This window comes from Bradyrhizobium sp. B025 (genome assembly GCF_042257955.1).
GTDB classification, from domain to species: domain Bacteria; phylum Pseudomonadota; class Alphaproteobacteria; order Rhizobiales; family Xanthobacteraceae; genus Bradyrhizobium; species Bradyrhizobium diazoefficiens.
Window position 1 is genome coordinate 2845813 of the sequence record NZ_CP170150.1, and the last position, 12298, is coordinate 2858110.

Sequence of the window (12298 nt, forward strand, 5' to 3'; positions counted from 1 at the left end):
TGGTCTAGTCCTTCAAGACGACGAGATCGGCCGGCGTCCAGTCGAGCGTGACACCGTTGCCGGGAACGAACAGGCGGCTCGTGCCTGCATTGGGCTGCTGCACGAGGACACGATGGCCGCCCTCGAGCGTGATGCGATAGAGCACCGCGCCGCCGAGGAAGTTGGTGTTCTCGACGGTGCCGTGGGCGGAGCTGCCGGCTGCGGTGGCGTCGGCGCGCGGGATGAGGCGAATCTTTTCGGGGCGCAGAGCGACCGAGAGAACGCCGGTGCCTTGCGCCTCGGAGGACGGGAGCGCCAGGATCAGACCCTTGCCGACGTCGAGCGCAGAGGCGCCTGCGCTCGTCGTGGTGCGCTCGCCGCGAAAGATGTTGGTGTCGCCGATGAAGTCGGCGACAAAGCGCGTCGTGGGCTGGTTGTAGATCTCGGTCGGCGTGCCGACCTGCTCGACACGGCCGCCGTTCATCACGGCGATGCGGTCGGACATCGCGAGGGCCTCCTCCTGGTCGTGGGTAACGAAGACCAGGGTCAGGCCGAGCTTCTTCTGGAGCTGCTTGAGCTCGAACTGCATCTGCTGGCGCAGCTTCTTGTCGAGCGCCCCTAACGGCTCGTCGCAGAGCAGGACGCGCGGTGCGATCACGATGGCGCGGGCAAGCGCGACGCGCTGCTGCTGGCCGCCGGAGAGCTGAGCAGGGCGGCGGTCCTCGAGGCCGGACAGCTCGACCATGGCCAGCGCCGCCTTCACCTTGGCTGCGATGCTCGCCTTGTCGAGCCCGCGCATGCGCAGGCCGAAGGCGACGTTCTCGGCGACGGTCCGATGCGGGAACAGCGCGTAGTTCTGGAACACCATGCCCATGTCGCGCTTGTGCGCGGGCACATGGGTGATGTCGGCGCCGTCGACGCGGATCGCGCCGGCGCTCGGGGTTTCGAAGCCGGCGATCATGCGCAGCGTCGTAGTCTTGCCGCAGCCGGACGGGCCGAGCAGGGAGAAGAACTCGCCCTGCCTGATGTCCATCGCGACCGCGTCCACCGCGCGCACGCCGCCGTCATAGACCTTGCTGACGCCGGCGATTTCGATCGATGCGCTCATGCGCGGAAGATCCGGTTGACGCGCTGGTCGATCTCGTCCTTGCGCTCGTTGTACCACTTCCAGTCGACCTGGATCAGCTTCGAGACCTTCTCGGGCGTGGTGAGCAGCTTGGCGTCGTACTTGGCGTCGAGCTTCACCTTCTTGTTGGCCGGGGAATACCACACGGTCTCCGCAAGGCGCTTCTGCACCTCCGGGCGCAGCATGTAGTTCACGTAGGCGTTGGCAAGCTCCTTCATCTTGCTGCCGGGCGTGATGGTCAGGACCTGCTCGAGCGACAAGACGCCTTCGCTCGGCGAGACGAAATCGGTCGGCTGGTTCTGGCCGTCATAGCGGTAGATGCCGGAATCGTGGATGACGCAGAGGCCGACTTCGCCGGACAGCAGCATCTTCTCCATCGCGCCGGTGAAATCGACGATCTTGATCGGCTTGAGCTTCTCCAGCGCGGCATAGGCCGCGTCGAGATCGGTCTGGCCCTTGCCGAACAGGGTACCGCACATCATCAGGAAGGCCTGGCCGAGGCTGTTGACGGGAATGACGTAGCCGCCGCGGACGCCGTTGTATTTCGCGTCCCACAGCTCCTTCCACGAGGTGATGTTGCCGTAGCCCTTGTCGGTGCGAAGTCCAAGGCCGATGGCGCTGGTGAAGATCGAGACGCCGACGATCTTGTCGCTGATCGCGTAGGGGTAGACGTCGGCAAGGTTCGGGACGAGCTTGGGATCGATCTTCGGCTCGACCAGGCCCATCTCGGCCGCCGCCCACTGCTCATTGGAATTGGTGTGCAGCACGTCGTAGATCGGCGCCGAGCGCGAGCTTGCCTGGAGCTTCGGCAGATAGGGGAAGGCGGAGTCGGTCTGGAGCTTGCACTTGAACTCGCTCTCGAAGGCGGGGCCGATCTCGGCCTTCATGATCTCGCCCCACTTGCCGCCCCAGCCGGTGATGCGCAGCGTCGGATCGTCGGCGCGCGCGACATAGGGTGCGGCGATCGTGCCGATGCCGAGCGAGGCGCTCGCGGTCAGAAAGCGGCGGCGGCTGAGCCGTGAGGATCCCAGAGCTTTCATCATGTCTCGATTCCTTCGGTGCAATGAGCGGTTACAATTTGACGTAGGAGCGCAGGCCGACCGTGCGATCGAGCCCGATGACGACGACAAAGGCGAGGACGATGGAGACCACCGAGGCGGCGCCGATGGTGCCGTCCAGATCGAACTTGAGATAGTTGAACAGCGTGACCGGCAGGGTCTCGTTGCCCGGTGAGACCAGGAACAGCGACACCGGAAACTGGTCGAAGGAAACGATGAAGGCGAAGATCGCGCCCGCCAGCACGCCCGGCTTGATCAGCGGCAGCGTCACCTCGAAGAAGGTGCGCAAGGGACTTGCGCCGAGATTGCGCGCGGCTTCCTCGAGGCGCAGGTCGAAATTATGCAGCACGGCAAGCGTCGTGCGCACCACGTAAGGCAGCGTCACCAGCGTGTGGCCGGCAACGAGGCCCCAGGTCGGACGTCCCACATCGAGCAGCACATAGGTCTGGAACAGCGCAAGGCCCGTCAGGATCGCCGGCAGCATCAAGGGCGAGAGCATCGTCGCCACGATCAGCCGCGTGCCCGGCAGATTGCCGCGCGCGAGCGCGAGCGCCGCGGATGCGCCGAGGATCGTTGCCGATATGGTGGTGAGGACGGCGACTTCGAGGCTGAAACCGAGCGCATGCATGAAGTCGCGCGAGGCGAAGAACTTCTCGAACCAGCGCAAGGACACGCCGACCGGCGGAAACTGGATGAACGGCGTCGGGTTCAGGGCGAACACGACGACGATCGCGATCGGCGCCAGCAGGAAGATCAGGATGGCGATGTTGACGGCGAGATAGAGATAGCGGCCGTAATGCCTGACGCTTCCCGTCGTCCGCGCGGGAGCTGCCTGCCGGGCCGCCGCGAGCGATGGGCTGTGCGAGGCGGTGGTTTGCATCGTCGGCCTCACTGCAATTCGCGCTGGCCGGAGACGAGGCCGAGCGCGCGGTTATAGGCGACGACGAGCCCGAGCGAGATCATCAGCAGGATGATGCCGAGCGCGGCGGCGAAGCCGACGTTGAAGTTCGCCGAGATCTGCTGGTAGATCAGGATCGGCAGCGTCATGATCTGGAAGCCGCCGAGCAGGATTGGCGTGACATAGGCGCTGATCGCGAGCGCGAAGACCAGCAGCGAGCCGGCGAGGATGCCGGGCAGGCTCAAGGGCAGCGTCACCTCGAGGAAGGCGCGCAAGGGGCTCGCGCCGAGATTTTCCGCGGCCTGCTCCAGCCGCTCGTCGATGCCGCCGATCACGCCGGTCAGCGTCAGCACCATGAACGGAACGTAGATGTGGACGAGGCCGACCACGATGCCGGTCTCGGTGTACATCAGCTTCAGGGGCTGAGAGATGACGCCGAGCGACATCAGGGTCTGGTTGACGACGCCCTTGTCGGAGAGCAGCGTCATCCAGGCGAAGGTGCGCACCACGATGCCGGTCAGCATCGGCGCCAGCACCGCCATCAGCAGCAGCGCGTGCCCGGTGCGGCTCTTGATGCGCGCCATCCAGTGCGCCAGCGGATAGCCGATCGCGAGCGCGACCAGCGTGGTCACGAGCCCGATCCGGATCGTGGTCCAGATCACCTCGAGATAAAAGGGATCGTCGATCATGCGGGCGTAGTGGCGCGTGGTGAAGGCGACCTTCGGCGCCACCACCGGATTGCCGGTGAGCACGCTCATCAGCGCCATCAGCCCGATCGGCAGGAAGAAGAAGAGGGCGAACAGCAGCGCGCTCGGCAGAATGAAGAGCGCAAGGCCGTTGGGGCGCTGGGTGGTGGCGCTGCTCATCGCGTCCCCGTCTGAACGCGCGCTGTATCCTGGTCGAGCGGATCGCCGGTCATGCGCCGCAATTTTGCGGCCATCGCCGCCAGCTCACGGCGGACATTGGCGCGCTCGGCGGCAGTGGTCGCCTGCACCGAATAGGACACCGCGATCCCGATCATCTCGCCGGTTTCGCCGCTCTTCAGCGCAAAGCCTTGCGAGCCGACGCCTTCGATGGATTCGTCAGCAGCTTCCGACACTCCGGTGCGGCGGATCTCGTCGAGGCGCGCCATCAGCTGCTTGAAGTTCTGCGGCGAGTTGCGTGGCAGCTTTGGATAGGTCGCGGGCACCCGCGCGCGGACGTCCTCGTCGGCGAGGCGGGCGAGCATGGCGCGGCCGTTCGAGGTGGCGAGCGCCGGCGTGCGCTGGCCGGGCGGATTGACGACGCGCAGGGGATTCGAGCCCGGAACGATCCGGAGCACGACCTGCTCGTAGCCGTCGAGCACGGCGATGTAGCCGGTGTGGCCGGTGCGCGCGCAGACCTCGCGCAGCTCGCGCTCGGCCATGCTGATGAGATCGTCATGGGCGCGGTGCAGCCGGCCGAGCTCGAAGGTGAGGAGGCCGGGCCGGTAGCGGCGGGTGTGCGGATCCTGCTCGAGCAGGCCGCAATCGCGCAACGACCGCAGCAGCCGCGAGGTCGAGCTCTTCGGCTTGCCGGTCAGCGCCATCACGTCCGCGAACGACAGATCCGGCCGCGCGCTGGAAAAGCAGCGCAGGATCTCGATCACGTTGGTGAGGGCGCTCATGCAGGTCGGTCCAAGGTAGTTCCACATTTCGGAACCTTGTCCCAAATTCTAAGCCTGGCGCGGAAACGAGCAAGCGGAAATTTCCGGCAGGGTGGTGCCCGATTGCGCAGATGCGGCGGAAGGTCGCTCGGATATAACGAAGCGGCGCACCGCGGTCAGGCGGTACGCCGCTTTGGGATCAGGCCGCCTCCACGGCGACGTTGCCGATCCAGTCGCGGGCGAGCGTCACGTCGGCTTGCGACAATTGATGGCCCGCTGGCAGGACCCTGTGATCGACACGCGCACCCGCTTCCGACAGCAGCGTAGCGAGCCGGGCCGAGTTGCTCGCCGGCACGATCGGATCAGCCTGTCCGGACAGGAGCAGGACGGGCTTGCCGCCGAGCTCGGCCTTGGGCGGATCCGACAGTGGCACCATGGCGCGCATCAGGATCGCGCCTGCCAGCACGCCCGGCTGCAGCAGCAACAGCGCGGCTGCAATGTTGGCGCCGTTGGAAAAGCCGACAGCAACCGGCGTGGCGATGCCGTAGCGCTGCCGCGCCTCGCCAACGAAATCGCCGAGCTCGCGCGCACGCCGGCGCACATCGTCCTCGTCGAACACGCCCTCGGCAAGGCGGCGGAAGAAGCGCGGCATGCCGTGCTCAAGCACGCGGCCGCGCGGCGAGAGCAGGGCGGCACCGGGCGAGATCATCTTGCCGAGGCCGAGCAGGTCGTTCTCATCGCCGCCGGTGCCGTGCAGCAGCAGGAGTGGAGGGGAGCCCGCGTTGGTCGCGGGCTCGAAGCGATGGATGAATGAGCTCTCGGTCACGACACACTCTCTTCCAGGCTCGGCAACACACCCTCGATCTGCTTGCGATGCGCTTCGAGGAAGGCCGGCAGCTTCAGGTCGCGTCCCAGCGTCGCAACGGGTTCGTCGACGGCGAAGCCGGGAATATCGGTCGCGATCTCGAACAGCACGCCGCCGGGCTCGCGGAAGTAGATCGAGCGGAAGTAGTTGCGGTCCCTCTGCTCGGTCGGGTGCAGGCCGTGATTGCTGACGAGCTTTTGCGCCATCGCTCCCTGCTCGGCGTCATCGGCCGCACGGAAGGCGATGTGGTGCACCGAGCCGCCGCCCTGATGGCCGCGCAAGAAGCCCTTGGCCTCGTAGATGTCGACGACGCTACCCTCGGCATCGCCCGGCGCCTTGAAGCGGATCACCGAGCCCTCGCGTCCCGTCTCCTTGAAGCCGAACACGTCGGTGAGGACGGCGGCCGTCTTCGCCGCGCTGTCGAGCAGCAAGGTCACGCCGTGGAAGCCGCGGATCGCATGCTCGGCCGGCACGTTGCCATTGCTCCAGCCGGGCTCGTTCTCGGCACCGGGAACGCCGACGAGTGCGAGCGCCATGCCATCGGGGTCGGTGAACGGCAGCACGGATTCGCCGAAGCGCTTCTCCAGGGCTTCATAGGCGATGCCCTTCTCGGTGAAGCGCTGCGTCCAGTAGCCGAGCGAACGCTGAGGCACGCGGAAGGCGGTCTGATGGGTTTCGCCGACGCCGCGGCGCCCAGCCGGCACGCCGGCCCAGGGGAAGAAGGTCAGGATAGTGCCGGGGCGGCCGGTCTCGTCGCCATAATAGAAGTGATAGGTGCCGGGATCATCGAAATTGACCGTCTTCTTTACGAAGCGCAGGCCGAGATCCCTGGTGTAAAAGCCGAAATTCCTGATGGGATCGCCGGCGATCGCGGTGACGTGGTGCAGTCCAGACATTGTCGTCCTCCAAATTCGGGGAGCAGTCTTGCTCTGGCCGGAAATATCGTTCCGCTTTGGATTGGAGACAATCCATGCAAATATGACGTCTATGTCTACGATTTGGAAACAATCGCTGGAGCGGCAGCTTGGATAAGGTCGCTAGCCTCCGGGCCTTCGTGAAGGTGGTCGAAAGCGGCAGTTTTGCCGAGGCGGGCCGTCAGCTACGGCTGTCGCGGTCGGCGATCAGCAAATACATCGCCGACCTCGAGGAGAGCCTCGGCGTCCAGCTCCTGAACCGGACCACCCGCCACGCGAGCCCGACCGAGAACGGCCAGCGTTATTTCGAGCGCGCGGTCGTGATCCTCTCGGAGATCGAGGCCGCGGACCAGGCGGTGGCGCAAGCCCAGTCCGCGCCGCGCGGGCTGCTGCGCGTCAACGCGCCGATGTCGTTCGGCACCATGCGGCTCGGGCCGGTGCTCGCCGATTTCATGGCGCGCTATGGCGAGCTTCAGCTCCAGATCGTGCTGAGCGACGATCTGCTCGATCCGGTCCAGGACGGCTTTGACGTGACGCTGCGGATCGCCGAACTGGAATCCTCCAGCCTGATCGCGCGCAAGATCACGCCGGTGGCGCGCATGATCTGCGCCTCGCCCGATTATCTCGCGCGGCACGGCACGCCAAAGCATCCGCAGGATCTGCGCGAGCATGCGTCGCTGACCTACGGCTTCCTGCTCACCGGCAATCAGTGGAAGCTTACCGGCGCGGATGGCGATCACTGGATCCAGCCGACCTGGTCGCTCTGCGTCAACAACGCCGAAGTGCTGCGCGACGTCGCGATCAAGGGCAGGGGGCTCGCGCTGCTGCCGGAGTTCATCGCGGCCGACGCTTTGCGGAAAGGCGAGCTGCGCACGGTGCTGGATGATTATTCGGCGCCGCCGCTCGCGCTCTATGCGGTCTATCCGCCGACGCGGCATTTGTCGGTGAAGGTACGGCTGTTCATTGATTTTCTGGTCGAGCGGTTTGGACGGGAGGATGAGGCGGGCGTACGCAGCCGCGCCGCGGCTAGCTGACCGAACGCTGTTCGACGGGCAGAAGCAATTCGTCCAGCGCGCTCATCGAAGCTTTCTGGAGGGCGGCAAGTTCGCGGGCGGCACCGTGGCATTCGGATGCGGACATCGTGGCTACCGCCAGCTCAACCTCGCGGCAGCGTTCGAACAGGCGAACGAGGCCGAGCGCGCTCGCCGCGCTGCCAAGCTGGTGTGCGGATCGCGCCAGCTGCAGGTGATCGTCGATCGCCGCAGCCTCGGCGATATCCTCGATCAGTTGTTGGCTCGTTTGCCGCAGAAGCTGGTGGAGCTTGGCGATTTGCGTGGCGCCCAGCAGTTCTTTCTGGTCGTCGAGGAAATGCCGGTCGATCAACGCGCCTGCGGCGAGCCGCACTTCTGCCGGCTGGTCCGGCGGATCGTCCTCGATCGCCTCGCGCAGGGCATTGATCAGGATCGGCTTGCTGACAACCTTGGCGATCCCTGCACTGGCGAGCCGCTCGCGTGCGCTGCGCGAGACGTCGGCGGTCACGGCGATGATGCGCGGCATCCTCGGCAGACCGAGCTTGCCGATCTGCGAGGCCGCTTCCACGCCGTCCATGTCGGGCATGTGCAGATCCATCAGGATGATGTCGAACGCCTGATCGCGGGCGAGTGCGACGGCCGACGCGCCGTTTCTGGCGATGGTGGGATGATGGCCGAGCCGGTTCAGGATGGCTTCGCCGACCTGGCAATTGACGGGATCGTCGTCGACCAGCAGCACGCGAAGCCGCCGCGACGGCGGCGGAAGCGCACCTTGCGCGATGCCGCTCGCGGCAAGGCCGAGCGGTACTTCAAGCGCGAACGTGCTGCCTGCGCCCGGCGTGCTCTCCACCGTCAGCTCGCCGCGCATCAGGCGCGTCAGCCGCCGCGCGATCGCAAGGCCAAGGCCGGTGCCGCCGAACCGCCGTGCGATGCTATCGTCCGCCTGTACGAAATCCTCGAAGATCCGCTCGTGCATGTCCGGCGCGATGCCGATGCCGGTATCGCGAACCGTAATGCTCAGCAGGATGTGATCCTCGTGCTGCTCCGCTGACGCCTTCAGGCCGATCCCGCCGCGCGGAGTGAATTTGATGGCATTGCCGATCAAATTGAGCAGGATGCGATTGAGCCTGACAGGATCGCCGTGCACGGACGTGTTGACCGTCACGTCGCTGGCGAGATCGAAGGTCAGTCCCTTGCCGAAGGCCTGTGGGCGCATCAGATCGGCGGCGGCCTCGATGAGCTGATCGAGACGGAAGTCGCGCATCTCCAGCGTTTCGGCGCTGGCCTCCAGACGGGCATATTCCAGGATGGCATCGACCAGCGCGATCAGCGTCTCGCCCGATGCGGCGGCGGTGGCGAGATGGCGTCGCTGCGCTTCGCCGAGGCTGCCGTCGTCCAGCAGTTGCAGCACGCCCATGACGCCGTTCAGCGGCGTGCGCAGCTCGTGGCTGACGACGGCGAGGAAGCGCGACTTGGTCTCGTTGGCCTGCACGGCAATGCTGCGCGCACGTTCGGCCGCGTCATGCTCGGCGAGGGCGTGGTCGCGCGCCTTCTCGAGCTCGGAGGTCCGCTCGATGACCTTGCGCTCGAGCGTCGCGTAGGATTCGCGCAAGTGCGCGGCCATCCGGTTGAACTGGTCGCCGAGCGCCTCCAGCTCGTCGCCGGTCTTGATCGCGAGCCGCAGGCCGAGATCGCCGCTGCCGATCCGGCGCGCACCCTGTGTCAGGATCTGGATCGGCACGGTCATGCGCCGGCTGAGAAAGAGCGAGACCAGCACCGCGCAGGCGAGCAGAGCGACCAGGAGAAACGTCGAGCGGCCGATCGACGCGTAGATCGGCGCATAGGCTTCGGTGAGCGGAAGCTCGACGAATACCAACCAGCCGAGCGAGGGCACCGTCGCATAGGTCGACAGCACGCGTTGACCGGACAGATCTTCCTTGACCAGGCCGCCTGACGGCGGCCCGACGCCATCGAGTGCGGCTCGAACGTCGGCATGTCCCGAAAGATCGCTGCGGCGTAGCGCCGGCCACAAATCGGGATGTGCGATCAACAGCCCCATGCGGTCGACCACATAGGCCTTGCCGGTGTTGCCGACCCTGATCCCCGCGACGAGGTCCCAGATGAAGCGCAGATTGACCTCGGCGACGATCACATTGGGACCGCGGCCGACCCCGCGCGCGGCGAGGGTCATGAACGGCTCGGTGTCGCCGATGAAGTAGACCGGCCCGTAATAGGTCCGGCTTTCGTTGGCGCCGCGGAAGGCGGGCGAAGCGGACAGGTCGATCTTGCTGCCGACCCTGTCCGCGACACGGCGCGACACGCGCACCTGCTCGCGGCCCTGCGCGTCGAGCTCGGCAATCTCCGCGATCGCAGGCGAGAGGCGCAGGAGGCGGATCGCGTTCAAGCGCTCGTCCTCGTTCGTCGACAGCTCCGGGGGCAGGCGGGAAAGCCATCTGATCTGGTTTTCGATCTGGCCGATGAACTGGCCGATCTGAATCGCCGCAGACGCTGCCTGCTCGCGCTGGGTTGCCGCGAGGAGCTGCTTCTGCTCGCGATAGGAGAACCAGACGTCGAAGCCGGTGTTGATGGCGAGCGCGGCAAAGGCGAGGGCGACGATCGAGTAGAGATATTTGCGGAACAGCCGGCCGGGAGGCGTCCGCAAATGTCCCTGGTCGACCTGCTCGTTCACTCGCGGATCTCGTCGGCGCGTGCCAGCAGCGTGAACGGTATGGTCAAATCCAGCGTACGGGCGACCGTGCGGTTGATCAGCAGCTCGTATTTGCGTGGCGATTGCACCGGGAGATCGCCGGCCTTGGTGCCGCGCAGGATCAGATCGACATAGTCGGCCGAGCGCACTTCGAGCGTCGGCCCGTAGCTCATCAGCCCGCCCGCATCCATGAAATAATGGAACGGATAGATCGTGGGGACGCGATATTTGGCCGCTGCCGCCACGACCGCCTGCCGGTGGATCACGAGGAAGCTGTCGACCAGCGCAACCATCGCCGCTTTGGGCGGTTCGGAGAGGCGCCTGATGACTTCGTCAATTTCCGTTGGCGCGTTGACGGGGGCGGGGACCACGGAGACGCCGGATGCTGCGGCCTCTTGCTCGATGGAGTCGAGGAAGAAGCGCCCGCCGCGCGGCGTGGTCGCCGGGTTGAACAGCACACCGACGCGCGCAACGTCAGGCACGGCCTCCCGGATGAGCTGAAGCCATTTGCCGCCCATCTCGGCGGAGCTGTTGGTGAAGCCGGTGACGTTGCCGCCGGGATGCGCGAGGCTCTCCACGAAGCCATTGCCGACGGGATCGTTGGCCGTCGCGAAGACGATCGGGATGGTTTTGGTGGCTGCCAGGACTGCCGCGGTTTCGATCGTCGAGCCGGTCAGGATCACGTCCGGCTTCAGCTCCAGCAATTCCTGGACCGCGGTCTTCAGTCTATCGGAGCTGCCGAAAGTCGAACGGAGTTCGAGGCGGAAGTTGACGCCTTCGACCCAGCCTCGCTGCCTCAAACCCACGATGAGGCCGCCGAGGCGGGAGGTCGGGCTGTCGGTCATGCTCCTTCTGGTCAATTCGTCGTCGAGCGGTAATCCCGTCAGCGAGGCGACGATCCGCATGCGATCAGATGTTGCGCCGAGCGCGAGCCATCCCGCAGCGCTTGTCCCCGCAAGGCGAATGAACCCGCGGCGATCGACCGCGAAAGCGGAAGGCCGTTCGGTCATGAAATTCTTTGCATGATGATTGCCCCAAGGCGGATGCTTAGCGCGAACCGCCGGCATCCACAATTGATGAAAAAATGCGCTTGTGAATGTTCATTCGCAGCGTTTGGCAACCCGATACCGTATTCCTACGCCGCTGAGGAGTCGCTGTTTCGAGCCTTGTCTGCTCCGTGATGTTTTGTAGCGCCTTATGGCATTGCAACATTTTCCGTCTCGGTTGCGACGGCGGTTCGGAGAAGCCGATTTCGTGACTGCCGATTTTTGAAGCGTTCTTTCAAGTTGTTTCGAAGGTTCTCGATGCGCAAAATCTATCTCGTTCCGGCCCTCGTCGGCCTTCTCACCTTTGTGGCTACAGGTCCGGTGGCGGCTCAGGGCGCCGTTCCAAAGCAGAAGGCGGCGCAAGCCCCGAAGGCTGCTGCGGCTGGGGCTGCTCCGGCGGCCGGCGCCCCGGCGGCGGCCACGACCGAGGCGCCGAGCGCCGGCGCGGACGACAAGGCAAAGTCAATCGACGGCTTCCGCTCCGCCAAGTTCGGCATGGGCGAAGCCGACGTGCGCGCGGCGATGATCAAGGACTTCAACGCCAAGCCCGACGCCATCAAGGCGCAGGACAACGCGTCCGAGCTGACGCATAGCATCCTCATGTCGGTTCCCGAGCTGCTGCCGAACGGCGGTACCGCCGAGCTCTCCTACGTGTTCGGCTACAAGTCCAAGTCGCTGATCCAGGTGGGCGCCGTCTGGTCGAAGGGGACCGACGCGGCGATAACGCCGGAAAAGCTGTTCTCCAACGCCAACATCCTGCGCGCCCATTTCATGGGCGAAGGCTTCAAGCCTGATTCCATCGCGGTCAACATGCCGGTTGCCGGCGGCATCGTGATGTTCCGCGGCAGCGACGCCAAGGACCGCTCGGTGATCCTGCTGCTCCAAGGCACGTTCGAGAACAAGGAGAACAACCAGCGTGTGCTGACCCCGACCAGCCTGCTGCTGTTCTACGTGGCCGACGCCAAGAGCCCCGACATCTTCAAGCTGCCGCCCGGCCAGTTCTGATGCCGGACGCCTTCGACGACATTCTCCCACCCGGTTGTGGATCGG

Annotated in this window: 11 protein-coding genes; 2 read left to right on the forward strand and 9 right to left on the reverse strand. The window is 65.6% G+C overall.

Features of this window, described 5'->3' with window-relative positions; all coding sequences use genetic code 11:
* Window positions 1–4 precede the first annotated feature (4 nt).
* From ACE10W_RS13095 to ACE10W_RS13125, 7 genes are all read right to left on the reverse strand, one after another.
* The gene (locus ACE10W_RS13095) at window positions 5–1087 is read right to left on the reverse strand and encodes an ABC transporter ATP-binding protein (RefSeq protein ID WP_304551985.1); all 1083 of its coding nucleotides are present in this window, start codon (window positions 1085–1087) and stop codon (window positions 5–7) included.
* Window positions 1084–2148 carry an ABC transporter substrate-binding protein gene (locus ACE10W_RS13100; protein WP_304551987.1) on the reverse strand — a complete coding sequence of 355 codons (1065 nt, stop codon included), beginning with the start codon at window positions 2146–2148 and terminating at the stop codon, window positions 1084–1086. Before ACE10W_RS13100 ends, ACE10W_RS13095 begins: the two co-directional genes overlap by 4 nt.
* 28 nt (window positions 2149–2176) lie before the next feature.
* Window positions 2177–3043, reverse strand: coding sequence for an ABC transporter permease (locus ACE10W_RS13105; protein WP_028172142.1), 867 nt, complete (start codon window positions 3041–3043; stop codon window positions 2177–2179).
* 8 nt (window positions 3044–3051) lie between these two features.
* Window positions 3052–3927, reverse strand: coding sequence for an ABC transporter permease (locus tag ACE10W_RS13110; protein WP_304551990.1), 876 nt, complete (start codon window positions 3925–3927; stop codon window positions 3052–3054).
* Window positions 3924–4706 carry an IclR family transcriptional regulator gene (locus ACE10W_RS13115; protein ID WP_304551992.1) on the reverse strand — a complete coding sequence of 261 codons (783 nt, stop codon included), beginning with the start codon at window positions 4704–4706 and terminating at the stop codon, window positions 3924–3926. Before ACE10W_RS13115 ends, ACE10W_RS13110 begins: the two co-directional genes overlap by 4 nt.
* A gap of 178 nt (window positions 4707–4884) precedes the next feature.
* A complete protein-coding gene (locus tag ACE10W_RS13120) occupies window positions 4885–5511 on the reverse strand; it encodes an alpha/beta hydrolase (protein WP_304551994.1) in 627 nt (208 codons plus the stop codon).
* Complete coding sequence (locus ACE10W_RS13125; RefSeq protein WP_304551996.1) at window positions 5508–6446, reverse strand: ring-cleaving dioxygenase; 939 nt, start codon at window positions 6444–6446, stop codon at window positions 5508–5510. The genes ACE10W_RS13120 and ACE10W_RS13125 overlap by 4 nt, the downstream gene beginning before the upstream one ends.
* Before the next feature lie 128 nt (window positions 6447–6574).
* On the opposite strand from ACE10W_RS13125, the gene ACE10W_RS13130 reads away from it, so the two are divergent.
* On the forward strand, window positions 6575–7498 hold the full coding sequence (locus tag ACE10W_RS13130) for a LysR family transcriptional regulator (protein ID WP_304551998.1): 924 nt from the start codon (window positions 6575–6577) through the stop codon (window positions 7496–7498).
* On the opposite strand, the gene ACE10W_RS13135 is transcribed toward ACE10W_RS13130, so the two are convergent.
* Both ACE10W_RS13135 and ACE10W_RS13140 read right to left on the reverse strand, forming a co-directional pair.
* On the reverse strand, window positions 7491–10184 hold the full coding sequence (locus ACE10W_RS13135) for a hybrid sensor histidine kinase/response regulator (protein WP_304552000.1): 2694 nt from the start codon (window positions 10182–10184) through the stop codon (window positions 7491–7493). The two genes, ACE10W_RS13130 and ACE10W_RS13135, sit on opposite strands and share 8 nt — an antisense overlap.
* Entirely contained in the window at window positions 10181–11212 is a 1032-nt protein-coding gene (locus tag ACE10W_RS13140; RefSeq protein ID WP_304552002.1) for an ABC transporter substrate-binding protein, read from the reverse strand. Before ACE10W_RS13140 ends, ACE10W_RS13135 begins: the two co-directional genes overlap by 4 nt.
* Window positions 11213–11506: 294 nt before the next feature.
* Here ACE10W_RS13140 and ACE10W_RS13145 point away from each other — a divergent pair, with 294 nt between their 5' ends.
* The gene (locus tag ACE10W_RS13145; RefSeq protein ID WP_028172137.1) at window positions 11507–12253 is read left to right on the forward strand and encodes a hypothetical protein; all 747 of its coding nucleotides are present in this window, start codon (window positions 11507–11509) and stop codon (window positions 12251–12253) included.
* Window positions 12254–12298 lie beyond the last annotated feature (45 nt).